A 22,209-nucleotide genomic window follows, 5' to 3' on the forward strand; every position below is an offset into this window, starting at 1 on the left:
CGTGGAGAACCACGAGATGAGCGAGCGGCGGGCGTGTGCCGTGATCGGCGCGGACGCGGGCCCGTCAGAATGCGCCGTCTATCGCCGCTCGGGTGGGCGGCGGGTCAGGAGCAGGCGGGTGATTTCGTGCAACTCAACCCCCCATAACAGGACGCGAATCCCGATTGCGATAAGCCGGTGGCGCAGTGCATGGTCGGAGCGCAGGTAATGCCCGGCTTCGCGCAGCGGCGGCACAAGGCTGCGCAGAGTCCAGAAGAACCGTCGCCGTAGCGGACCTGAGGCGACTTGCCCCCCCTTGATTCGTCGCGCCTTCAGGGCGAGGGCGGTGAAGTTGTCGCGGGCCAGATGATCGACGGTGGCGGCGGGCACAAGCGTCAGGGCGTGGCCTTGCCGTCCGGCCCGGCGGCAAAATTCGGCATCGCCGCCGGACAGACGACGGGCATCAAAGCCACCAAGTATCTCGAACAGGGTGCGGGACATTGCAAGATTGGCGGTCGCGGCATAGCCGCGGCTGACGAAGGCCGCCTGCGGAATCCCGCGCACGGCGTCAAAGATTTGCCAGACCGAAGCGCCTTTTGGCACTGGCATTGTCACTGGGCCGGCCAGAAGGCCTCCCGGATCCCTGTTTTCCGCCGCCGCATACAGCGCGCTTAGCCAGCCCGGATGCGGGCGGCAATCGGCATCGGTGAAGACCAGAAGGCGTCCCCTCGCCATGGCCGCACCCATATTGCGCGCGGCATAGGATCCGGGAGCCGGGCAGGGCAGCAACCGGATCCAGTCTGGCAGGGCAGGACGGGGGGTGGGGTCGGCCGGATCATTGTCGATCAACAGGACTTCGGCCCGGCTACGCAGGGGAAACTCCTGTGCGGCAAGGGTTGCGATCAGATCTGGCAGAAACTCCCATTGCCGGTAGATCGGAATGATCACGCTGATCTCGGGCACCGGAAGATCGGTCATCGGGCGAGCGCCAGATAGGCCGCGGCCGCGCGGGCCGGGGTAAAGCGGGCAAGGATCGCCTGTACCCTATCAGGCGCGGGGCGGGGGTACTGGAGGGCCTGCTCCATTGCCGCCGCCATCGCAGGGGCATCGCCAGGTGGCACCAGAAGGCCAAGCTTGTCTCCCAGAATGTCGGCGGGCCCCGTCGGGCAATCGGTCGAGACAACCGGACAGCCGCAGCCAAGCGCCTCGATCAGGGCGACGGGCTGCCCCTCCCAGCGAGAGGACAGGACGAACAGGTCCGCCCGTGACAGGCAGGAGAGCGGATTAGCGACATGTCCCGGCATGTCGATTGCCTGTTGCAGCCCCAGCCGGGCGATCTGGGCCTGCAGGGCTATGCGCTCCTGCCCCTCACCCAACAGGATCAGTCGAGCTCCAGACCGCCTCTGACGCAGCTGGGCGAAGGCGGCGATCAGGGTGGAAAAATCCTTCTGCGCGACCAGCCGCCCGACTCCCAAAATGACGGGCGCGGCAGGACCTCTGTCGCCTGGCGCACGTGCAGCGAGCCATGGATGGGGGCAAGGCTCGGCTGCGGCTTGCGCGCGCGCCGGGCTCCAGGCCGGATTGTCAATCACTTGAAAGGCTGCGCGCGGCAGGCCGCTAACCCGCGCCAGGTTATCGGCAATTCCCTCCGAGACACAGACCCGCACATCGGGAGCGCGCAGAAAGCGGCGCAGGATCTCGTAAAGACCCTGCTCGAGCATGCGCATCTCCGTCCGCTGCGAGGCGGGGTGGGTGTGAAAGCTCCAGATCAGACGGCATGCGGGACCGAGACGCGCCAGACGATGCGCCGCCAGCGCCAGAAGATTGATGTAGTCGCGCGCCGAGATCATCAGATCGGGCCGTTCCTTGCGCAGATAGCGCACGAGAGGCGGCAGCGCGCCGCGCGCCCGAGGCGACAGCATGACCAGCCGCGCCCCTTCCGGCAGGATCCGTCCAGCGCTCAGTTCAGGTGGCAGGGTACCCGTCAGAACCAGATCGACGGCAATACCCTGATCTCGGAACGCTTGAGCGAGAGCCAGCATCACCATTCCGATGCCTCCGCCGCCGATGGTGCCCGGCAGCAGGCAGACTTTTGCAGGCAGAGGAAGATCGGTCATGACATCCGTTCCGGAACAGACTGTTCGACCTCAGGGGCCAAACAGCATCTCCTCCCACATATCGATAACCTTGTCGGGCGCATAGGCCGCAACACTGCTTGGCCCGGCGGCCCCCAATGACAGGCGCAACTCGGCATCGGTCATCAGCTGACCAAGCGCCTTTGCGAAGTTCTCGGCCCTGTCGCCCTCGGCCGAGACGAGACGTCCGCTCACGCCATCCTGGACAAGACGGTTCAGCCCGCTGCAATCTTCGAAGCCGACAACTGGCAACCCTGAGGCGAGAGCCTCCGTGACGGCAAGCGGGAAGCCTTCGAACTCTGCCGGATGAGCCAGGATCGACGCGGTTAGATAGTACTGCGCGATATCAGAGCGGTGTCCCATCAGGATGACCTTACCCTCAAGCCCCCGGGCACGGATCTGAGCTTCAAGTTCGGCCTTGATCGGCCCTTCTCCGAAGATCTTCAATTTCCAGTCCGGAAATCTTTCGGCGAGTTGCGACCAGCTGTCGATCAGCATGCCATGACGCTTGACCGTGGCAAGGCGGCCGACGGAGATGATGGTGTGACCTCGACGGCTGGCAGCGAGCACCTCAGGCGCGATCGGGGTAACCGCGTTGGGCAGCACAAGGACACGGTCCTGCAGATTTGCCGGGTACCAATCGCGATATTCCGGCAGCAGCACGGCGATCTTGTCTATCTTCGACATCAGGGCAAGGCGGCGGCGGCGGTCAAGGCGGCTCGGATCCCATCGCGCGGGGTTATGGAAATCCTGCTCCGGTGCATTGTGCATGGACGCGACACGACGCATCGGGTGATCGGTCTTGGCAAGCGCAACAGCACTGATTGCGGGGGGCATGAAGCCGATTACCACATCGGGCCGGACTGCCCGCAGATGCAACTGTAATCTCCGCCAGAAGGCACCGTTGCGGCTGAGCCAGACGACCCGGTCGAAGACCGGCAGGTCAGGCAGACGATGCATCGCTTCGCGGAAGGGGTGCAGCAACTGTTTCCAGCGTGTTTGTTGCGGCATGCGCAGATTGGACAGGATTACTCCGGGGGCGGTCGCATAGAACGGCGGCACGCCACGGTATTCGTGCGAGATGATCTCGACATGATGGCCGCGCCGGCTCAGGGCATTGGCGGTCTCGATCAGGACACGTTCTGCACCGCCACTGCGTTGGGCAAGCTTCTCGATCACGAAGGCAATGCGTTTTGCCTTCGGATCGAGAACGGGCGAGGAAGGCGAGAGGCTCATCATTTCCTCTTCTGGCCTGCAGAGGCCGGAAGGACAGAGCCCATCGCCTGAGCAATCACGGCATCAACCAGCCGATCCAGAAGGACGTCATCAAGAGGCACACCTGGTCGCAATCCGGTTCTTGCCAATCGTTCGAGGCACTGCCCGGAAAATATTTTCAGCAGATCCATATCTGACACGGCAAGACCGCTATGCTCGCAGCGTTTTGCAACGGTTGCTGAAAGCTGCTCCGAGAGATAATTTCGCTCGAGCCTGGCAGAGTGTTGCATGCCAGAAGCCACTCTTACGATGGCATCTTCTGCGATCCGGGCGTTGAGCCCAAGACCTTCGAGCCAGTTCCGCAGACGCTCCAAGCGGGTCATGGTCTCGCTGGCGAACGGGATGGTCAGCAGATGTAGATAGAAGATGCAGTCCACTCCCAAGGCACGGATCGCATGCGCCAAAGCGACAAGAACTGTACCCCAGTCTTTGCGGTCTGTAAGTGCAACGGCCGAAGGCTCGTCAATCAACCCCGGGATAATCAGGAAGGGTCGAGGCCCCCTGACGTAATCCGTTACGAGGCTGCGCGCAAAAACCTCGATTCGATTGTCCTCCGTGTCATCGGCCAGAAAATTGTGACTGTACCGGCCACATTTCAATGACAGCCAATAGGCCGGGACGCAGCGGAGTTCTGTCTCGAACAGAGCGGCCAGATCCTGTCCATGGACAAGATCCGGCGTCAGAAGAGACGGATCCCCGACAAGAAGATGAACATCTAAAATGCTCAATGACCGGCTCCCTTCCGCTTGCCGCGCAGGACATTGTTGAGAACTCGGATCGAATGTCCGGGGCTGGTGACTACAGCCTGGCCGAGATAGCTCGCCGCGCGCAGATATTCGCCATTGGAGCGGGCAAAGCGCGCTGAGAGACGCTTGACCTTGTAGTCGAGTTCCGAGCGCACAGCCGCAGGATAGCGCAGGATCACCGGACGGTGCTTGCGCAGGATCAGATCGTAACAGGCATGGATCTCGCGCGCATTGCGACCGATGTCGGATTTGAAATAGCAGCACTGTGCCGACCGCGACGGCGGAACGTCGATCAGCCCGCCGGCGCGGACGAAATTCAGGAAGTAGTCCAGATCTTGCAGGCGCGGCAGATTCTCGTCGAACCGGCCGGCGATGCGAAAAGCCTCGGCCGTGCCCAAAAGCGTCCAGAGATAAGCTCGCAACTTGGCTCCGATAAGCAGGCTCTGGATCTGGTCTCCATCGGTCTTCTGCTGGATCATACGGGGTTTTGCCTGTCCTGCCTGATGCCAGTCGTAGGCACAGCTGACCCAGATGGCGTCAACATCCTTTCCGGCGAAGCGCAGCCGCAGAAGGTGCTCGAACTGGATCGCAAGCTTGTCCGGATACCAGATGTCACCGGCATCAAGCCAGGCGACATAGCGAGCGTCAGCATGCCTCAGCAGACGGTTGCGGGTCTTCGGGCGGCCGAGGTTCTGCGGGTTGCGGTCCAGCACCAACGCCGCGGCACCAAAATCCCGGAAATCCGAGCAGATTTTCTCGACTTGCGCATAATCTTCATCGGGCGATCCATCATCAATTACAACCACCCGCATCTCGCCTTGCCAATTCTGTTCGGCAATGGATTTAAGAGAAGCCGCAAGCCCCTCAGGATCGCGGTAATGGGGTATTAGAATATCAAGATTTTCCGGCAAGGAGATCCCTCGAGTTCGAGCCTAGGTCAGCGGTTCATCATCCGCCACCCGCGGCTCTTGATGTGTCGGAAACGGCGTAAACCGGATAAAAGCGAAAGTCTACCGCAAGCCTCCGGTCTGACCGCTATCCGGCCAGGGTCCTGGGCTCCAGCCCCATTGATTTCGGGCCGTTCGCGTGATTCGGCGTTGTTGCAGAGCGCCAGCTTGACGCATAGCGCCCCCTTTCCCCCCCTGACGTTATGCGACGCGGACGATCTCGGCGGTGCCGAGGGCGTTGAAGCGGTTGGTGAGAGCGACGCGGATATGGATTTCGGCGGTCTGGCGGTCGGGATCCCACGGCATGATGCGTCCGCCGAAGGCCTTGAGGCAGCGCGTCTTCGCCTCGATCCGGCTGCGGGCGTGGTAGCCAGTCCATCGCTTCCAGAATGCCCTGCCGTAGTGTCGGGTGGCGCGCCGGGTCTCGTTCTTGGCCCGGGCAGCGGGGCCGTCCTCCTTCCACGGCCAGCCGTTCTTGCGGATCGGTATAACGGCTGCGGCCCTGCGCTCGACGATGGCCGTGTGACAGCGGCGCGTGTCGTAGGCGCCGTCGCCGGTCACGATGCCGATTTCCTCGCCGTCGGGGATCTGGTCCAGCAACTCGGGCAGGACCGAGCTGTCGCCGTGGTGACTGGGGGTGAATTCGACGGCGCGTATCCGGCTGTATGAGCGGGCGCGGGGTCAGCTGGTGAGATCGAGTTGCGCCAGAGCTACGCGCGCCTCGCGCCGCGGCTGGCGGCGCAGGTCGGCCGCTACGCCCACGCGAAGCAGTTCCGGCGCATGCGCAAGGCGTTGAGAACGCTGAAAGGCTATACGGGCCGCGTGATGCGCGATCTGCGCCGGCAGCACGACGAGATCCCCGAGGGGCCGCTGCGCGAGCGGGTGCTCGACAAGCTCGTGCTGGTGTCCCGGCTGCTGCACCAGCGGCCGAAGGACCCGGGCAAGATCTATTCACTGCACGAGCCCGAGGTCGACTGCATCTCGAAAGGCAAGGCCCGCGTGCGCTACGCGTTCGGCACCAAGGTCAGCATCGCAACCACGCTGAAGGGCGGGTTCGTGGTGGGGACGCGCTCGCTGCCCGGGAACCCCTACGACGGCCACACCCTCGGCGAGGCGCTGGAGCAGGTTGCCATCCTCACCGGCCGCCCGCCCAAACGTGCCGTCGTCGATCGTGGCTACAAGGGCCACGGGGTCGAGCACAGCCAGGTCCTGATCAGCGGCACCCGCCGTGGCATGACGCCCTCGCTGGCGAAGGCGCTCCGACGGCGCAGCAGCATCGAGCCCGAGATCGGCCACATGAAGAGCGACGGAAGGCTGTCGCGCTGCTTCCTCAAAGGCGCCCTCGGCGACGCGCTCTTTGCGGTCCTCTGCGGCTGCGGGCACAGCATCCGCAAGATCCTCCCCCATCTGAGGGCGCTTCTTGCCGCCGTCATAACCATCGTCCTGGCGGTGCTCCGGCAGGCAGGGTTTCAGCGGCACAGCCTCGCGGCCGCCTGATCGCGTTGTTCAGGCCGGACTCGATATAGGCGTTCTGCTGTGGCTTGCCAGACCGGATGCAGGTCAGGACGATGCCCTGCTTCTCTGACGTATTCTGGGCGATACAGCCATTCAGGCGGGAAAAATCCGTTCACGCTCTGGTTGTTGCCAAAAGGGGAAATGGGCGGTAACCTTTTTCCATGAGGAACCCAGGATCATCCAAGGAACCCCATGGCCGCGCGCCGCTTGTCGTGAGCTTCCTGCTCGGCGCCCTGGTGGGGATCCCGATCGGCATGATCTGGAGCTGGCTGGATTACGGCAGCTTCGAGCTTGGCTACATGAGCAACCATGTCCTTGGCGCGGCCCTGATGGCGGGGCTGATCGCGCTTGGCATCACGCTCCTGCGGCGCTGGCTCCGGCGCAACCCGATGTGAGGCGAGAGATGGCCGAGGATCCCCCCCGCACCACCGAGATGACCCGCACCGGCAGGAGAGGCGAGCTGTTCGTCTTCTTCGTGCTGGCCGCGGTGATCTGGCCGTTCCTGTCCATCGCCTTCGTCGGCGGCTACGGCTTTCTGATCTGGATGTGGCAGATCGTCTTCGGCCCGCCCGGCCCCCCGGTCTGAGGCGGTCATGGCCCTCAACCGCCGCAGCTTCCTTTCCGTCGAACTGACGGAGCATCCGGCGCCGATCCGGCCGCCCTGGACGCGCGAGGCCGACATGGCGCGCTGCACCGGCTGCGCGGCCTGCGTCGAGGCCTGCCCCGAGGCGATCCTGCTGATGGAGCGGGGCCTGCCGCAGGTGGCGTTCGGCCGCGGCGAATGCAGCTTCTGCGGCGCCTGTGCCGAGGCCTGCCCCGAGCCGGTCTTCGACCTGACCCGCCCGGCCTTCGCGCAGGTTGCCGCCGTGGGGGCGGGCTGCCTCACCCTCGGCGGCGTGGCCTGCATGGCCTGCGCCGACATCTGCCCCGAGGCCGCGATCCGGCTCCGGCCGCGGATCGGCGGGCCGGCGGTGCCGGAACTGGCCGCCAGCCGCTGCACGGGCTGCGGGGCCTGCGTGGCGATCTGCCCGGCGGATGCGGTCGGGATGCAGGAAAGGGAGGCGGCCGATGCCTGAGGCTCAAGGGCACATCTCGAGCGCGATCCTGCGCGTGCGGCCGGGCGACGAGGCCCCTGTCGCCGCCCGCGTGGCGGGCGTTGCGGGCTGCGAGGTGGCCATCGCGCAGCAGGGCCGGCTCGTCGTGCTGATCGAGACCGCCAGCCGCGGCGCCACCGGGGCCGCGCTGACCGAACTGACGCTGCTCGACGGCGTCCATTCCGCCTGCATGGTCTACGAGCAGGTGGAGTCCCTCAACTCTCTGGGAGAGACGGCATGACCCTGACACGGCGCGATCTGATCAAGGCACAGGCGGCCGCCACGGCCGCGGCGGCCGCCGGCCTGCCCGTGGCGGCGCTGGCCCAGCCGGTCACCGGCGGCGCCGAGGCGCTGCGCATCCGCTGGTCGAAGGCGCCCTGCCGCTTCTGCGGCACCGGCTGCGGGGTCATGGTGGGCACCCGCGACGGGCAGGTGGTGGCCACCCACGGCGACACGCAGGCCGAGGTGAACCGCGGGCTGAACTGCGTGAAGGGCTATTTCCTGTCCAAGATCATGTATGGCGAGGACCGGCTGACCACGCCGCTCCTGCGGATGCGCGACGGCGTCTATCACAAGGACGGCGAGTTCACCCCCGTCAGCTGGGACGAGGCCTTCGACGTCATGGCCGCGCAGGCCAAGCGGGTGCTGAAGGAGAAGGGCCCGCGGGCGGTGGGCATGTTCGGCTCGGGCCAGTGGACGATCTGGGAGGGCTATGCAGCCTCGAAGCTGATGCGCGCGGGCTTCCGGTCGAACAACCTCGACCCCAATGCACGCCACTGCATGGCCTCGGCCGCGACCGCCTTCATGCGCACCTTCGGCATGGACGAGCCGATGGGCTGCTACGACGATTTCGAACATGCGGATGCCTTCGTGCTCTGGGGCTCGAACATGGCCGAGATGCATCCGATCCTCTGGACCCGGCTCAGCGACCGCAGGCTCAGCCACGAACATGTGCGCGTGGCGGTGCTTTCGACCTTCACCCATCGCAGCATGGATCTGGCCGACACGCCGATCGTCTTCCGCCCCGGCACCGATCTGGCGATCCTGAACTACATCGCGCATCACATCATCTCGACGGGCCGGGTGAACCGCGACTTCGTGGACCGGCACACGAATTTCGCGCTGGGGGCCACCGACATCGGCTACGGCCTGCGCCCCGAGCATCAGCTTCAGCTGGCGGCCAAGGGGGCGGCCGATGCGGGCGCCATGACGCCCGCCGACTTCGACGCCTTCGCGGCCTTCGTGTCCGAATATACGCTGGAAAGGGCCGCCGAGATTTCCGGGGTGGAGCCGGCGCTCCTTGAGGAACTGGCCGAGCTTTACGCCGATCCCGACCGCAAGGTCATGTCGCTCTGGACCATGGGCTTCAACCAGCATGTCCGCGGCGTCTGGGCCAACCACATGGTCTACAACCTGCATCTGCTGACCGGAAAGATCGCCGAGCCCGGCAACTCGCCCTTCTCGCTGACCGGCCAGCCCTCGGCTTGCGGCACCGCGCGCGAGGTGGGCACCTTCGCCCACCGCCTGCCCGCCGATACGGTGGTGACGAACCCCGAGCACCGCCATCACGCCGAAGAGATCTGGAAACTGCCCGAGGGGCTTCTGCCCGACTGGGTGGGCGCCCATGCCGTCGATCAGGACCGCAAGCTGAAGGACGGCGAGATCAACTTCTACTGGGTGCAGGTCAACAACAACATGCAGGCCGCGCCCAATGTCGATCAGGAGACTTGGCCCGGCTACCGCAACCCTCAGAACTTCATCGTCGTCTCGGACGCCTATCCCACGGTGACGGGGCGCGCGGCCGATCTGGTGCTGCCGGCGGCGATGTGGGTCGAGAAGGAGGGCGCCTACGGCAACGCCGAGCGGCGCACCCATTTCTGGCACCAGCTGGTCGAGGCGCCGGGCGAGGCGCGCTCGGATCTGTGGCAGCTGATGGAATTCTCGAAACGCTTCACCACCGACGAGGTCTGGCCCGAAGAGATCCTGACCGCCGCCCCCGACTACCGCGGCAAGACCCTCTTCGAGGTGCTCTTTGCCAATGGCACGGTGGACCGCTTCCCCGCCTCGGAGGTGGACCCGGACTATGCCAACCACGAGGCGGCGCTGTTCGGCTTCTATCCGCAGAAGGGCCTCTTCGAGGAATATGCCGAGTTCGGCCGCGGCCACGGCCACGATCTGGCGCCCTTCGACAGCTATCACGAGAACCGCGGCCTGCGCTGGCCGGTGGTGGACGGGCAGGAAACGCTCTGGCGCTACCGCGAGGGGCATGACCCTTACGTGAAACCCGGCGAGGGGGTCAGCTTCTACGGCAAGCCCGACGGGCGGGCGGTGATCCTGGCCGTTCCCTACGAGCCGCCGGCCGAAAGCCCGGACGAGGAGTTCGGCTTCTGGCTGGTGACGGGGCGGGTGCTGGAACATTGGCACTCGGGCTCGATGACGCTGCGGGTGCCGGAACTCTACAAGGCCTTTCCGGGCGCGCTCTGCTACATGCACCCCGAGGATGCGCGCGCGCGTGGCCTCAACCGCGGGTCCGAGGTGCGGGTGATCTCGCGCCGGGGCGAGATCCGCACCCGGCTCGAGACCCGCGGCCGCAACCGGATGCCGCGCGGCGTGGTCTTCGTGCCCTGGTTCGACGCCAGCCAGCTGATCAACAAGGTGACCCTCGACGCCAACGATCCCATCTCCAGACAGACGGATTTCAAGAAATGCGCCGTGAAGATCGAAGCCGTCTGACCGTCGGCGCCCTCATCGCCCTTGCGCTTTTCGTGCCCGCGGCATGGGCGCAGGAGGTCCAGCCCATGAGGGCCCCGCCGCCGCAGCTGCAGGATGCGCCGCGCCTGACCGGCGCCGAGCGGCCGATGGCCGAGGTGGCGGCCCCGCCCCTGCCCGAGACCATCATCGACGACCGCCGCGTGGGGCGGAACTACCCCGAGCAGCCGCCGGTGATCCCGCATTCGATCGAGGGCTACCAGCTCTCGGTCAATGCCAACCGCTGCCTCGAATGCCACCGGCGGCAGTATTCCGGCCTTGTCGCCGCGCCGATGATCTCGATCACCCATTTCCAGGACCGCGAGGGCCAGATGCTGGCCGATGTCTCGCCGCGCCGCTACTTCTGCACCGCCTGCCATGTGCCGCAGACCAACGCCCAGCCGCTGGTGACGAACCGGTTCCGCGACATGCTGACGATGATGCCGGCCAGCGGCGGGGCCCGGTGACATGCGCCTTCCGGGATTTCTCCGCCGCTTCTGGGCGATCGCCACCTCCCCCTCGAGCTTTCTCAGCGTGGGGTTCTTGACGCTGGGCGGCTTTGTCGGCGGCGTGCTGTTCTGGGGCGGGTTCAACACCGCGCTCGAGGCCACCAACACCGAGGCCTTCTGCACCTCGTGCCACGAGATGCAGGCCAATGTCTTCGAGGAGCTGACGCAGACCGTCCATTACACCAACCGCTCGGGCGTGCGCGCGGGCTGCCCGGACTGCCACGTTCCGCACGAATGGACCGACAAGATCGCGCGCAAGATGCAGGCCTCGAAGGAGGTCTGGGGCCATCTCTTCGGCACGATCGACACCCGGCGCAAGTTCCTCGACCAGCGGCTCCGGCTGGCCGAGCACGAATGGGCGCGGCTGAAGGCCAATGACTCGCTCGAATGCCGCAACTGCCATTCCGAGGTGGCGATGGATTTCGCCCGCCAGACCGACCGGGCTGGGATGATCCACACGCAATATCTGATCCAGACCGAGGGCTACACCTGCATCGACTGCCACAAGGGCATCGCGCATGAATTGCCCGACATGCGCGGCATCGATCCGGGCTGGCTGCCGCCGGCCGAGCTGCGCGCGGCCCTGGCGCCCGACCTCGAGGGCCTGCGGCAGCATCTGGCGGAGTAGCGCCCCCCGCGGATTTCGGGCGCGGCGCGGGATCACGCGCCCGCCGGGGACGTTTCCCTCGGATCCAGCAGCCGGATCCGCCCATGCGACCCTTCTCCCTTCCCCTGCTTCGCGGCAATGGCCGCCAGGTCCTGCGCGTGTCGCTCCAGACCGTGGGGGCGGTCGCGGCGACCTGGGCCGCCCTGTCCTTCGGCCAGTCGCCGCACCTGTCCTGGGCGATGATCGCCGCGCTCCTGACCATCGACACCAGCGCCGACGCCTCGCTGCGCAACGCGCTCGGCCGGGTGGTGGGGGTGGGGATCGGCACCGCCGTGGGCTTTGCCGCCGCCGGCCTTCCGGGCCAGAGCGTGCTGCTTCCCCTGCTGGTGGCGGCGGTGGTGACCAATGCCATCGTCGCGCTGAGGCCGCAGCTCAGCTACGCCGCGATCCTGGCAGCGGTCGTGGCGGCCGACCCCCATCCCGAGGCGATCGACATGCTGGAGCAGGCCGCCGCGATCCTCGTGGGCACCCTGATGGGGGCCGCGGCGAGCTTTCTGGTCTGGCCCGTGTTCGGCCGCCAGCGCGCCCGCGCGGCGCTGCGCAATGCGGTGGACGACTGCGCCCGGCTCTTCGAGCTGATCGAGCGCGGCGTCACCGAGCCCGGCACGGACGAGCGTCAGGCGCTGCATGCGCGCTTCCTGAGCGATTTGGAGACGGTGCATTCCCGCATCGCCGAAACCCGCTTTGCCCCGCGCCTGCCGGGCGGATCGGGGCTGCACGAGGTCGCCTCGGCGGTCGAGAGCCTGTGGCACGCGCTGGTGATCCTCGACCGGGTGGTCCGGCGCGAGGTGAGCGACCCCGGCCGGGAGCGCCTCGGGCGGCTGCGCCCCGCGCTCGAGCGGATGCGCGCCGAGGTCGGCCCCTACCTTCAGGGCGTGCGCGAGGCGATGGATGTGGGCCGGCCGCAGCCCACCGACGACCGGGCCCTGATCCGGCGGATCGAGGAGGCGCGGCGCGAGACGGATGCGCTGCTCGACGAGGCCCAGGGGCCGGAGGGCCGGTGGCTCCATGCGCTCGGCTTTGCGCTGGACGAGATCGGCCGGTCGCTGCTGCAGCTGGGCGGCACCGTGGGCCCCCGGGTGGGCCGCGACGGGGCGGGCCGCGAGGGGGCCTGAGGCGCCGCGGCCCGCCTATCCCTCGGTCCGGGCCACGCGCAGCGACTGGGTCCGGCCGTCCTTGGCCTCGCCGAAATAGATCGTCTGGTGCGGGAAGGGGATCTCGATGTTCCGCTCGTCGAAGACGCGCTTGAGGATCTCGTTGTAGGCGCGGCCCACGCCCCATTGCTTGCCCGGCAGGGTCTTGATGCGGGCGCGCAGCACGATGGCGCTGTCGCCGAAGGAATCGAGCCCCAGCCATTCGAGGTCGGCCAGGATGACGGCCGCATGTTCGGGGCGCCGGCGCAGCTCCTTGAAGGCGTCGAACATCGCCGCCCGGACCTCGTCCACATTCTCGCGGTAGGCCACGCCCATGTCGCAGACGAAGAACGAGAAATCGCGCATGAAGTTCGACACCATGTCCACCGACGAGAAGGGGATGATGTGGAAGACCCCGTTCAGGTCGCGCAGGCTGACCGAGCGCACCGTCAGCCGCTCGACCACGCCCGAGATGCCCGCGACCGAGACCACGTCGCCCACGTTGATGGCGTTCTCGAACTGGATGAAGATGCCGGTGATGATGTCCTGCACCAGCCTCTGCGCGCCAAAGCCGATCGCAAGGCCCAGCACCCCGGCCGACGCCAGCAGCGGGCCGATGTTCAGCCCGATCTCGGACAGGCAGAACATCAGCGTCACCACGATCAGCGCGATCGTGACCGCATTGCGCAGCAGCGACAGCAGCGTCTGCTCGCGCGAGGTCGCGACATGGCCGAAGGCGGGGTTCAGCCGGTAGTCGATCCAGGAGGTGAGCGCGATCCAGATCGCGAACGAGGCCGTGAGGATGGCCGAGACCGCCACGACGGTGGCAAACAGGCTGCGGCCGAAGGGGCTCTGCAGCCAGAGGCGCACATCGATGAGCCCGGTCGTGTGGAGCGTGAACAGCAGCACCCCCGCCAGGATGAGCAGGCGCAGCACCAGCAGCACCTGCGGCACGAACCGGTTCAGCCGCCCCTCGAGCAGCGGCAGCCTCTCGCGCGTCGGGCCGGGCAGCCGCACCCCCCGGGCGATGGCCCGCGCCAGCGCGCCCGACAGCATGAAACCGATGATCAGCACGCCCGCGATGCGCAGCGAGGCGAAGATCGGCCCCATCGCATCGGTCCCCGAACTGACCAGCGACAGCAAGAGCAGCACCGCCAGATAGGCCAGCGCGAACCAGTGCCAGGACTGGGCCAGCGCCACCAGCGCGGGCGAGCGGCGCGTCACATGGGCCGTCTCCTCCCAGAGGGGCGGCGGCTCGGGGGCGACAGGTTCCGCTGCGGGCGGCGGCGGCGGCTCGGCGCTGCCCGTGGCGATGTCGGCGGCAAGGTCGGGGTCGATCTCCTGCACGGCCGGGGCCGCCGGCACCGCCGGCTCGGGCTCCAGGCGGCTCGGCGCCACCGGCTGCGTCTCGTGCAGCAGCCAGTCGGCGACGGGCCTGCGGTGGCGCACCGCGAGGAAGGCCAGGAACAGCACCCCCAGGATCGAGATCAGCGCCGAGACCCCGCGCCCGGCCCCGACCGAGGCGCTGTCATCGACGATGGGCACGATCAGCAGCTGGCCATAGCCCAGAAGCGCGATGCTGAAGCTCATCGCCGCCGAGAGCGTGCGCGCGGCCCGGTCGCCGAGGGCCACGATCCGCAGGTCGCGCGTCGCGGGCGACAGCACGAAGCGCATCGCCGTGCGCGCCAGTTCCACCACCAGGAAGGCGTTCAGATAGAGCGTCTGGCGCAGGCCGATCTGGCCCGCGCTGCCCAGCACCGCGATGGCCACCACATAGCCGATGGCCCAGGCGCCGATCACGATCAGGATGTCGATGGCCAGCGCGCCCAGATAGAGCAGCACGCGCCCCGTGACGCTCGCCCCCCGGGCCCGCCCGCCCATCCGCCGGTAGGTGGGAATGGCCAGCCGGCGCAGGATCAGGAAGATGGTGGCCGTGGACAGGATCAGCAGCATAAGCTCGGTGACCGCCCCTCCGAGCAGGCCGAGATCGAGGCCCGCCAGATCGTCGAACAGTTCCGGCGCGGCCCTCAGGGCGGTCCAGAAGTCCTGCACGCTCCGGGCGGCGGCCTCGGCGATGCCCTGGGTGAAGAGCGCGGCCGACCGCCCCAGCGACAGGATCTCGGCCGAGGGCGGGGCGACGGGGTCCGCCGCCGCCGCGGTGGCCGCGGCGCGCTCGAGTTCCCCGATCAGCGCGGCCCGGGCGGCATCGTCGCGCAGCAGCTCGAGCAGGGCGGCCGCGGGCGCGGATGGCTCGGCCTCGGAGGCCGCCGGACCGTTCAGCCCCGGGATCTGGGCCAGGGCGGGCGCGAGGCCGGCCAGCAGGAGTGTCAGGGCAAGAAGCAGCGGGGCGGCGAGACAGGTCGATCTTCTGGACATGGCTCTTTCAAAGAGTGCGCCGCGCGTCGCTGCCAACCCCCCGGGGGCAGAAAGATGCGGATGTCCGGGCGGAACGTGCAGGAACCGTCCCCTTGTCCGATGCAGCGGGGGCCGGGACGCCCCCGATCGGGCCGCTTGATCGGGCCTCGCCCCCATGAACCGGCGGGGCAGGGCCGGGCTGGGCAGTTGCGCCCGCCGCCTGCAGGCAGCCCCGCCGCAAGGCGGGCCGCAGGGCCCGGTCCTTCGAACCGGACGGGGCCGGACAGGACCGGGCGACCCGCCTGGGCCGCCCGGTCCGCTTCGCTCTCAGAGGCCGAAAATGTCGCTCGCCACCAGGGTCGCGCTGCCCGACAGGGTGAAGAGCGCGATCTCGCCATAGGTCGAGCCCGCACCGTCCTGATCGAAATAGAGCGTCCGGGTGTCGGCGCGGAAGATGAAGGTCTCGTTGTAGGGCTTGGAATAGCCCGCCGATGCGCTGGCCACGGTGATGAAGCTCGCGGGGTTCAGCTGGTCGGTGCTGTAGTTGAAATTGTCCGACAGATAGCCGCCGAAGCTCGATTTGACGATGCCGATCCTGTCCACGCCGGACACGAAGTCGGTGATCGTGTCGCCGCCCTCGCTCGACAGGGCAAAGACGAAGGTGTCGCTGCCGCTGCCGCCGGCCAGCGTATCCGCCCCCGCGCCACCCTGCAGCTCGTCATCGCCGGCCCCGCCCTGCAGGCGGTTCGCCCCGGCATTGCCGACCAGCCGGTTGGCCGCATCATTGCCGGTTCCCGAGAGCCCGGCGGTGCCGGTCAGCACCAGGTTCTCGACATGGCTGCCGAGCGTGTAGGAGATCGAGGAGACCACCGTGTCGTTGCCGCCCGCGCCATATTCGACCACCTTGTCCCCGGTGCTCTCGACCACATAGGTGTCGTCGCCGCGGCCGCCGATCATGCGGTCGGCCCCGGCCTTGCCGTCGAGCCGGTTGTTGCCGGCATTGCCGACCAGCTGGTTGGCCAGGGCGTTGCCGGTCGCATCGATGTCCTCGCTGCCCGACAGGGTGAGATGCTCCACATGCGCTCCCAGCACGAAGGATCCGGTGCTCACCACGAGGTCGGTTCCGCCGCCCGCGGCCTCGACAACCCGGTCCTCGACGCCCTGCACATGGTAGGTGTCGTTGCCCCGCCCGCCGGTCAGCACGTTTCTCAGCGCATTGCCGATGAGCGTGTCGTTGTAGGCTGAGCCGATCGCATTCTCGATCCGCGCCTCGGCGATCTCGGTGATGCCGCTGCTGAGCGCCGCCACCAGGTTCGAGCTGTCGCTGGCCAGGGTCACCACCGTGCCGACCCCGAGCTGGCGCACGAGATCCTGGTAATGGCTTTCGTTGCCCGAGGTCACGGCGAAGACCGGAATGATGCCCGAGGCGAGCAGCTTCGACTTCACCATCGCGATCGTCGGATAATCCTCGAGCTCCAGGACCGTGTCGCCGTTGTTGGGCACGTAGGAGGTGTCGCCGGCCTCGTGATAGCGCGCGTCGGTCAGCACCACCGCCACGCGCAGCGACTCGGACCGGAAGCCGATCTCGGAGCTGCGCAGGGCCGCCTGCATCAGCGCCTCGAGCTGGGATTCGGGCGCGTCGCCGCCGCTGCCGATCGACAGGGCGTTGAGGGCGGCGCTCAGCGCCGCGGGGCTCGAACTCATCCGCAGGTCGGTGCGATAGACATATTCGCCCTTGTCGATGAACGAGGCCAGCCCGAAGCGGTTGTCGGCCTGGATCGCGTTGAGCGACGAGATGACGCTCGGCACCAGCGTCCGCACCGTGGTCACGTCATCGCTGAACGAGCCCGAGCAGTCCTGCATGAACAGCACATCCAGCGGAACATCGACCGTGCCGCCGGCGGCCAGGGTCACGATGCGCCCGTTGATGTTGCTGCTGCCGCCGGGGGTCAGGTCGATCGAGACGGCGCCGGTGGCCCGCGAGGCGTCGATCGTGTCGGTGCCCGAGCCATCCTCGATCCGGACCGAACCGCTGGTGCCGGACACGACATAGATGTCGTTGCCCGCCCCGCCGTTCATCTCGTCCTCGCCCGAGGTGTCCACCAGCGTGTCGTTGCCGGCCCCCCCTTCCAGCGTGTCGTCGCCGCCGCCGCCGGTCAGCCGGTCGTTGCCCGCCCCGCCCACCAGCCGGTTGGCGCCGGACGTGCCGGTCAGCACGTCGTCATGCCGCGAACCCTCCAGGTTCTCGATGTTGACCAGCGTGTCGGTCCCGCTGCCGCCCGTCGCCTGGGCCCCCGTGACGGCCAGCGAGACCGTCACGCCGGAGGTGGCCCCCGCATAGCTGGCCGTGTCCGAGCCCGCCCCGCCGTCGAGCCGGTTGTTGCCGGCATTCGCCACGATCACGTTGTCGAGCGCATTGCCGGTGGCATTGATGTGCCCGGTGCCGGACAGGGTCAGGTTCTCGATCCCGCTCCGGCCCGCCAGCGAGTACGAGACCGAGCTGATCACCGTATCGATGCCGGAGCTGTCGAGGATCGTGTCGGTGGCGGTATCGACGATGTAGGTGTCGTTGCCGGCGCCGCCGTCCAGCGTGTCCCGGCCAGCGCCGCCGTCCAGCGTGTCGTTGCCGGCAAGACCGGCCAGCCGGTTGTTGCCGGCATTGCCTGTCAGCAGGTTGCCCAGGCCGTTGCCGGTGCCGTTCAGCCCCGCGCTGCCCCGGAGCACGAGGTTCTCGACATTGGCCCCCAGCGTCACCGAGACATGGGCCTCGATCCGGTCGGTTCCGCCCGAGGCGGCCTCGACCACCACATCGCCGGCATCGCGGACGATATAGACGTCGTTCCCGGCGCCGCCGATCATCGTGTCGTTGCCGAGGCCGCCGTCGATCACGTTGTTTCCGGCGGTGCCGGTGATCCGGTTGGCCAGGGCGTTGCCGGTGCCGGTCAGATGACCCCGGCCGGTCAGGATCAGGTTCTCGATCGCCCCGAGCGCCGCGAGCGAGAAGCTCACCGAGGACTGGACCGTATCGACCCCGCCCGTGTCCACGATCGTGTCGGTGGTGGTATCGACGATGTAGGTGTCGTTGCCCGCACCCCCTTCCAGCCGGTCGGTGCCGCCGCCGCCATCCAGCGTGTCGTCGCCCTCGCCGCCCCGCAGGATGTTCGCCGCCCCGTTGCCGATGAGCAGGTTGTTGGTCGCGTTGCCGATCGCGTTGATCGCCGCCGAGCCGGTCAGCGTGATGTTCTCGATGTAGGGCGAGGCGGCGATGCTGTAGCTGATGCTGCTGCGGACCGTGTCGATGCCCTGGTTCGCGATCTCGACCACGACGTCGCCGGCATTGTCCACGATGTAGGTGTCGTTGCCCCGGCCGCCCACGAGCCGGTCGGCCCCGCCCCGGCCGTCGAGCGTGTCGTTGCCGTCGAGGCCGGTGAGCACGTTGGCCGCGTCGTTGCCGGTCAGCAGGTTGTTCCTGTCGTTCCCGGTCCCGTTGATCGCGGCCGTGCCGGTGAGGGTGAGATTGACCTGATAGGGCTGGAGCCCCGCGACCGTGGTGCTGCTGGTGACATCCACCGCATAGTTGACGATCGAGGCGAGCTGGGCGGGCGTGAGCCCGGTGAGCGCGTGGGGCGGCAGCGTGGCCAGCGAGTTGGCCAGAGCCGTCGCCGCGGCCTCGGTTGGCTCGACCAGGACGAAATGGACGACGCTCGCCGACGCGCCCGCTGCGAGCGACAGGTTGTAGGAGGTCGAGAAATCGTCGGAGTCGAGGCGGCTGGCCAGCGCGGGATCGGCCTCGCGGCCCCCGGCCACCACATGGCCGAACTTCGGATAGGAGGCCCCGTAGTAGCTGTGGTCGGTCAGATACCAGTCGTCGGACGTGGCATAGGTCGTGTCGCCGCTCGAGGTGCGCACCAGCTGGGTGGAACTGTCGGCGTACATGTTGTCCGCGACCGTGAGCCGGAGGGCGGCCGGGGCGGTTCCGGTGTTGGTCACCGTTTCGACCATCCGCATGTAATAGCGCCCGGCCCCGTCGCTCAGGACATCGGCCTGACGCACCACGGTGACGCTCGTGCCGCCGGATGAGGCGGTGGCGGTGACGGAGTGGCCCGTGGCGGTCGCGGTGGCGGCTCCGTAGGACAGCCAGAGGCTGCCCGATCCACCGGCAAGCGCCAGCGACAGGCTCGAGCCGCTGTCATACCCCTGGTAGCCCAGCCGCGACACGGAGGGCTGTCCGTAGCTCGAGACCGTCCAGGTCGTGGAATTGGGATCGACATAGGAAAGCGTCATGAAACCTCCGAAAGAAATTCCTTTCCCCGAAATCGGAAGCGATTCGGGGGCGTGGTGTTAAAGTCCTTAATTAACGGGTGCTTGTATCAGAATTCCCGAGAGCCCACAAAGAAAACTCCGGGCCCGCGGCGGGCTGGTTCCGCTTTGTCATCTCCTCGTGACCGGGTCGGCACGCGGCGGTTGCAATGCCGCAGGAATCCGGCCCGTCCGGAGGCGCAGACCGGCCGCATCGGTCCCGGTCGGGAACCATATGCTCCCTGCGGCCCGGCTGCAGGCCACGGTTCCCGGCTGGCAGCCCCGGCGCCGGCGGGTGCCTGCAGGGCCCCCGTCCCGGCGGGCAGGGCATGCGGCGGGGGGCTGCCAGGGCGCCTGTCGTGATCCTTGCAAGATGGGCCCGGATCGAGGATAGTTCTTCCAGAAACGAAAGAAAATGATCGGATCTCCTTCCATGATGCGGAGTCTTGAGCGGCACGCCGTTATCCTCGGGCTCCTGCGCCAACAGGAGCATGTCACCATCGAGGCCATGGCTGCGGCCTGCGACGCCTCGCTCCAGACGATCCGGCGCGATCTGAACCAGCTCAGCGAGGACGGGCGCGTCGTGCGCTATCATGGCGGGGCGCGGCTGGCCGACCTGGCCCGCACCGCCACCTACGAGGTGCGCAGCGCAAGCCATGTGCGCGAGAAGGTTGCGGCCGGCCAGCTTCTGGCCCGCCTCATCCCGGACGGGGCCTCGCTCTTCCTCGCGGGCGGCTCGACGCTCGCCCTCGCCGCGCAGGAGTTGCGCGCCTGCGAGCGGCTGACGGTCGTGACGAACAACCTCCATGCAGCTGTAACTCTTTACGATAAAACGGGATTCGATGTCTGCGTGCTCGGCGGCACCATGCGGCCCGCCAGCGGGTCGATGATCGGCGAGGATGCCGTGCGCATGATCGAACGCTATTCGCTCGATTACGCCGTGATCGGCACCTGCGGGATCTCGGCCGACGGGGCGCTGCTGGAATATGACCAGGGCCTCGTGCCGCCGATCCTCGCCATGATCGCCAACGCGCGCCAGACGGTGCTGGTGGCGGACGGCTCGAAGTTCGGGACCAAGGGGATCGTGCGGGCGGCGAATCTCGAGGCGGTCGATCATTTCGTCACCGACCGCGCACCGGAAGGCGCGGCGGCAGAGCTGCTCGCCCGGCATGGGGTGGCGGTCCATCACGCCAGCCTCCCGTGCGCCGAGAGGGCGCTTGACGGACAAGAACGACCACAAGATTACAAAAGCGAAGAAAACATCCGCCCTCATATTGACAAAAATTTCCAATAACGATCATATCCCCACATCCGGTCCCAGAAGCGCGAGGAGGCGCGACCGGTCCAGCGGCCCGTGGAGCGGGTCGGCCAACGGCCCGGTCGCAAGCGGGCCTTCAGGGAGGGAACATGAGACAGTTCATCATCGGCGCGGCCGTGGCGCTCGCTGCCGTGCCGGCCGCAGCCCAGGAGTTCGACTGGCGCAAGCACGAGGGCGAGACGATCAACCTCATGCTGAACAACCTCGCCTGGACGCAGCAGATGCGCGACCGGCTCGAGGAGTTCACCGAAGCCACCGGCATCCGGGTGCGCGCCGAGACCTTCAGCGAGGAACAGTACCGCACACGCCTGACCACGCTTCTCCAGGGCGGATCGAGCGAGCTTGACGTCTTCATGACCCTGCCCTCGCGCGAGGCGCCGCTGTTTCAGGCCAACGGCTGGTATGCCGATCTCACGCCGCTCCTGAAGGGCGAGGCGACCGATCCGGCCTTTGATTACGACGATTTCAGCGCGGCGCTGCGCCAGAGCGGCGTGGTGGGCGAGGCCATCACCAGCGTGCCGATCAACGTCGAGGGCCCGCTCTTCTACTGGCGCCGCGACATCTTCGAGACATGCAACGTCGAAAAGCCGGAATATCTCGAGGACCTGCCCGCCGCGGCCGAGAAGATCCGCGCCTGCGACAGCTCGATCACGCCCTGGGCCGCCCGCGGCCTGCGCGGCACCGTGGGCTATCCGCTCGGCGCCTTCGTCTACAACATGGGCGGCGACTTCATGGATGAGGACGGCAAGGCCTCGCTCTGCCTGCCGGGCACAATCAAGGGCCTCGACCTCTATGGCTCGATGCTGCGCGACTACGGCCCGCCGGGCGCGACCAACCACACCTTCACCCAGGTGATGGACCTGCTGGGCCAGGGCCGCGTGGCCATGACCAATGAATCCTCGAACGAATTCTCGACGCTGATGAAGCATCAGGGAAGGGTCGAGGACATCGGCGTGGACGTGCTGCCCGGCGGGCGCGAGTCCGGCATCTCGAAACCCGTCGTCATCAACTGGAGCCTCGCCGTCTCGGGCCTGTCCGAGAAGAAGGAGGCCGCCTGGTACTTCGTCCAGTGGGCGACCGGCGCCGAGAACCAGGAAGAGCTTGCCACCCGCGGCATCGCCCCCTCGCGCGTGTCGGTCTTCAACGGCGAGGGCTTCCGCGCCTGGGCCAGCGAGAGCCGCCCGCGCGGCGAATGGCTCGAGGCGCTGCTCGAGATCTCGCAGACCGGCTCCTCGCTCTACCAGACGCCCTCGCTGACCCGGACGCCCGAGGCGCGCGAGATCCTGTCGAACGTGGTGCAGCAGATCGTGCTGGGCCAGGCCGACGCCGAGACCGCCGCCTGCGCCGTGACCGAGCAGGTCCAGGCCCTGCAGGACTGATGCGCTGGCCACCGCGGGCCTTCGGGTCCGCGGCTTGCCCCGGGCCGTCAGGTCCGGCACAGTTTCCCCGCCACGGGCCTTCGGGGCCCGCGGCGCCTCCCGCACCGGCC

Annotated in this window: 17 protein-coding genes and 2 pseudogenes; 11 read left to right on the plus strand and 8 right to left on the minus strand. The window is 67.5% G+C overall.

Annotated features, from left to right (window positions below):
- Nucleotides 1-78 precede the first annotated feature (78 nt).
- The 6 genes and pseudogenes from FG154_RS12250 to FG154_RS12275 form a co-directional block, all read right to left on the minus strand.
- Nucleotides 79-957 carry a glycosyltransferase family 2 protein gene (locus FG154_RS12250; protein WP_145108166.1) on the minus strand — a complete coding sequence of 293 codons (879 nt, stop codon included), beginning with the start codon at nucleotides 955-957 and terminating at the stop codon, nucleotides 79-81.
- On the minus strand, nucleotides 954-2,096 hold the full coding sequence (locus FG154_RS12255) for a glycosyltransferase (protein WP_145108169.1): 1,143 nt from the start codon (nucleotides 2,094-2,096) through the stop codon (nucleotides 954-956). The genes FG154_RS12250 and FG154_RS12255 overlap by 4 nt, the downstream gene beginning before the upstream one ends.
- A gap of 30 nt (nucleotides 2,097-2,126) precedes the next feature.
- The gene (locus tag FG154_RS12260) at nucleotides 2,127-3,350 is read right to left on the minus strand and encodes a glycosyltransferase family 4 protein (RefSeq protein ID WP_186312343.1); all 1,224 of its coding nucleotides are present in this window, start codon (nucleotides 3,348-3,350) and stop codon (nucleotides 2,127-2,129) included.
- Nucleotides 3,350-4,117, minus strand: a complete 768-nt coding sequence (locus FG154_RS12265; RefSeq protein ID WP_145108174.1) for a hypothetical protein — start codon at nucleotides 4,115-4,117, stop codon at nucleotides 3,350-3,352. Before FG154_RS12265 ends, FG154_RS12260 begins: the two co-directional genes overlap by 1 nt.
- A complete protein-coding gene (locus tag FG154_RS12270; RefSeq protein WP_186312344.1) occupies nucleotides 4,114-5,046 on the minus strand; it encodes a glycosyltransferase family 2 protein in 933 nt (310 codons plus the stop codon). The genes FG154_RS12265 and FG154_RS12270 overlap by 4 nt, the downstream gene beginning before the upstream one ends.
- A gap of 237 nt (nucleotides 5,047-5,283) precedes the next feature.
- A pseudogene (locus FG154_RS12275) lies at nucleotides 5,284-5,745 on the minus strand (IS5 family transposase); the annotation flags it as partial.
- On the opposite strand from FG154_RS12275, the pseudogene FG154_RS12280 reads away from it, so the two are divergent.
- From FG154_RS12280 to FG154_RS12320, 9 genes and pseudogenes are all read left to right on the plus strand, one after another.
- Nucleotides 5,741-6,579, plus strand: a pseudogene (locus FG154_RS12280) (IS5 family transposase); the annotation flags it as partial. The pseudogenes FG154_RS12275 and FG154_RS12280 sit on opposite strands and share 5 nt — an antisense overlap.
- 230 nt (nucleotides 6,580-6,809) lie before the next feature.
- The gene (locus FG154_RS12285; RefSeq protein ID WP_044249652.1) at nucleotides 6,810-6,992 is read left to right on the plus strand and encodes a hypothetical protein; all 183 of its coding nucleotides are present in this window, start codon (nucleotides 6,810-6,812) and stop codon (nucleotides 6,990-6,992) included.
- An 8-nt stretch (nucleotides 6,993-7,000) separates the two neighbouring features.
- Nucleotides 7,001-7,183: a periplasmic nitrate reductase, NapE protein gene (gene napE / locus FG154_RS12290; RefSeq protein ID WP_011911099.1), complete on the plus strand. Its 183-nt coding sequence runs from the start codon at nucleotides 7,001-7,003 to the stop codon at nucleotides 7,181-7,183.
- 7 nt (nucleotides 7,184-7,190) lie between these two features.
- A complete protein-coding gene (napF, locus tag FG154_RS12295; RefSeq protein ID WP_145108178.1) occupies nucleotides 7,191-7,673 on the plus strand; it encodes a ferredoxin-type protein NapF in 483 nt (160 codons plus the stop codon).
- Complete coding sequence (locus FG154_RS12300; RefSeq protein ID WP_011911097.1) at nucleotides 7,666-7,932, plus strand: chaperone NapD; 267 nt, start codon at nucleotides 7,666-7,668, stop codon at nucleotides 7,930-7,932. The genes napF and FG154_RS12300 overlap by 8 nt, the downstream gene beginning before the upstream one ends.
- Nucleotides 7,929-10,424 (plus strand): periplasmic nitrate reductase subunit alpha, encoded by a 2,496-nt coding sequence (gene napA, locus FG154_RS12305; protein ID WP_145108181.1) that lies wholly within the window; start codon nucleotides 7,929-7,931, stop codon nucleotides 10,422-10,424. The genes FG154_RS12300 and napA overlap by 4 nt, the downstream gene beginning before the upstream one ends.
- 65 nt (nucleotides 10,425-10,489) lie before the next feature.
- Nucleotides 10,490-10,906 carry a nitrate reductase cytochrome c-type subunit gene (locus FG154_RS12310; RefSeq protein ID WP_145108183.1) on the plus strand — a complete coding sequence of 139 codons (417 nt, stop codon included), beginning with the start codon at nucleotides 10,490-10,492 and terminating at the stop codon, nucleotides 10,904-10,906.
- A gap of 1 nt (nucleotide 10,907) precedes the next feature.
- A complete protein-coding gene (locus FG154_RS12315; protein ID WP_101342110.1) occupies nucleotides 10,908-11,576 on the plus strand; it encodes a cytochrome c3 family protein in 669 nt (222 codons plus the stop codon).
- 83 nt (nucleotides 11,577-11,659) lie between these two features.
- On the plus strand, nucleotides 11,660-12,730 hold the full coding sequence (locus FG154_RS12320; protein ID WP_145108185.1) for an FUSC family protein: 1,071 nt from the start codon (nucleotides 11,660-11,662) through the stop codon (nucleotides 12,728-12,730).
- 15 nt (nucleotides 12,731-12,745) lie between these two features.
- Here the strand turns inward: FG154_RS12320 and FG154_RS12325 are convergent, their stop codons facing one another.
- A complete protein-coding gene (locus FG154_RS12325) occupies nucleotides 12,746-15,124 on the minus strand; it encodes a mechanosensitive ion channel domain-containing protein (RefSeq protein WP_145108187.1) in 2,379 nt (792 codons plus the stop codon).
- A gap of 306 nt (nucleotides 15,125-15,430) precedes the next feature.
- Entirely contained in the window at nucleotides 15,431-19,387 is a 3,957-nt protein-coding gene (locus tag FG154_RS12330) for a VWA domain-containing protein (protein ID WP_145108190.1), read from the minus strand.
- Between the two features lie 448 nt (nucleotides 19,388-19,835).
- On the opposite strand from FG154_RS12330, the gene FG154_RS12335 reads away from it, so the two are divergent.
- A complete protein-coding gene (locus tag FG154_RS12335; RefSeq protein ID WP_145108228.1) occupies nucleotides 19,836-20,696 on the plus strand; it encodes a DeoR/GlpR family DNA-binding transcription regulator in 861 nt (286 codons plus the stop codon).
- A 113-nt stretch (nucleotides 20,697-20,809) separates the two neighbouring features.
- The gene (locus tag FG154_RS12340) at nucleotides 20,810-22,099 is read left to right on the plus strand and encodes an ABC transporter substrate-binding protein (RefSeq protein WP_145108231.1); all 1,290 of its coding nucleotides are present in this window, start codon (nucleotides 20,810-20,812) and stop codon (nucleotides 22,097-22,099) included.
- Nucleotides 22,100-22,209: the final 110 nt, after the last annotated feature.

It is taken from the genome of Cereibacter sediminicola (assembly GCF_007668225.1).
In the GTDB taxonomy this organism is placed as follows: Bacteria; Pseudomonadota; Alphaproteobacteria; order Rhodobacterales; family Rhodobacteraceae; genus Cereibacter_A; species Cereibacter_A azotoformans.

Bases quoted from the DNA above. Each gene is read 5' to 3' on its own strand.
- FG154_RS12330 (WP_145108190.1), bottom strand. From the start codon at position 19,387: ATGACGCTTTCCTATGTCGATCCCAATTCCACGACCTGGACGGTCTCG.
- napE (WP_011911099.1), top strand. From the start codon at position 7,001: ATGGCCGAGGATCCCCCCCGCACCACCGAGATGACCCGCACCGGCAGG.
- FG154_RS12315 (WP_101342110.1), top strand. From the start codon at position 10,908: ATGCGCCTTCCGGGATTTCTCCGCCGCTTCTGGGCGATCGCCACCTCC.
- FG154_RS12260 (WP_186312343.1), bottom strand. From the start codon at position 3,350: ATGAGCCTCTCGCCTTCCTCGCCCGTTCTCGATCCGAAGGCAAAACGC.
- FG154_RS12340 (WP_145108231.1), top strand. From the start codon at position 20,810: ATGAGACAGTTCATCATCGGCGCGGCCGTGGCGCTCGCTGCCGTGCCG.
- FG154_RS12335 (WP_145108228.1), top strand. From the start codon at position 19,836: ATGATGCGGAGTCTTGAGCGGCACGCCGTTATCCTCGGGCTCCTGCGC.
- napA (WP_145108181.1), top strand. From the start codon at position 7,929: ATGACCCTGACACGGCGCGATCTGATCAAGGCACAGGCGGCCGCCACG.
- FG154_RS12300 (WP_011911097.1), top strand. From the start codon at position 7,666: ATGCCTGAGGCTCAAGGGCACATCTCGAGCGCGATCCTGCGCGTGCGG.
- FG154_RS12320 (WP_145108185.1), top strand. From the start codon at position 11,660: ATGCGACCCTTCTCCCTTCCCCTGCTTCGCGGCAATGGCCGCCAGGTC.
- napF (WP_145108178.1), top strand. From the start codon at position 7,191: ATGGCCCTCAACCGCCGCAGCTTCCTTTCCGTCGAACTGACGGAGCAT.
- FG154_RS12250 (WP_145108166.1), bottom strand. From the start codon at position 957: ATGACCGATCTTCCGGTGCCCGAGATCAGCGTGATCATTCCGATCTAC.
- FG154_RS12325 (WP_145108187.1), bottom strand. From the start codon at position 15,124: ATGTCCAGAAGATCGACCTGTCTCGCCGCCCCGCTGCTTCTTGCCCTG.
- FG154_RS12255 (WP_145108169.1), bottom strand. From the start codon at position 2,096: ATGACCGATCTTCCTCTGCCTGCAAAAGTCTGCCTGCTGCCGGGCACC.
- FG154_RS12310 (WP_145108183.1), top strand. From the start codon at position 10,490: ATGAGGGCCCCGCCGCCGCAGCTGCAGGATGCGCCGCGCCTGACCGGC.